Origin of the sequence: Pseudomonas maioricensis (assembly GCF_022790535.1) — a bacterium.
GTDB lineage: Bacteria > Pseudomonadota > Gammaproteobacteria > Pseudomonadales > Pseudomonadaceae > Aquipseudomonas > Aquipseudomonas maioricensis.
Window position 1 is genome coordinate 66,542 of record NZ_LOHG01000019.1, and the last position, 806, is coordinate 67,347.

General features: G+C 45.7%; 1 protein-coding gene. It reads left to right on the forward strand.

Going from position 1 to position 806, the window contains the following annotated elements:
* The first annotated feature begins 69 nt into the window (after window positions 1–69).
* Complete coding sequence (locus tag AUC61_RS22500) at window positions 70–741, forward strand: hypothetical protein (protein ID WP_243248394.1); 672 nt, start codon at window positions 70–72, stop codon at window positions 739–741.
* Window positions 742–806: the final 65 nt, after the last annotated feature.

The window sequence follows — 806 nt, forward strand, 5'->3', positions numbered from 1 at the left end:
GGCGTTATCAGGGCAAGGTTTTTCAGGTCCTGCCGTTATTAAATAAGACGCCAAGTGGAGGGCAGCGAAGTGAATACTAACGGAATCGAAAATGGGCTTGGTCGCTTACAGCAACTGAGTCTGATGCGCAGCCAAGTGGCGAGCCCGTCCGGTAAGAATGACGAGGTGGAGGAAGTCATTAATTCAGCAGCAATTGAACCAAAGGCGAAGCCATTTTATGAATACCAAGAAGATCCATGGCTAACAGATCCCGGCTTTGAACAGGTCTCAAATCGATATTGTTATGTCTTTTACAAAGAGATATCGGTCAGGCTTGAGCTTGGTTTAGCAAAATTGGACCACGATAGATTCATGAAGGAATTGGCCGACACCCATCCGAAGATCGCGAGCAAAAACTTTGGATATACCCTTGGCAGAGACGCTGATATAAAAATAATCGATTATGATTCGAGCCTCACAGACAATGACAAGCAAGTGGTTGTTGACCTGATGAATAGACGTGACGGATTCAAAGCCGCGCTGCAGTCGGTAGCTAGAGGCATGATGACGCTCGTTGATCATGATAGAGATTGTGAGGTTTTTGGCAGTCGATATAAGCTGGATATTGATAATTTCCAGTTTGTCATCGACTTTCAAAAGATTTTTAATGTTCCTCTTGAAAAGGTGGGTGAGGAATGGATTTTGCAAATTCAGCGGAATGCTGAGCGGCGAGACTCTTCAGGTATTTTGGTGGAGGCATAAAAGATTCCGTCTGGCAGAATCCTGCCAGACGGGCATGGTATGCCTTAGCTGCGCGGCAACTCATT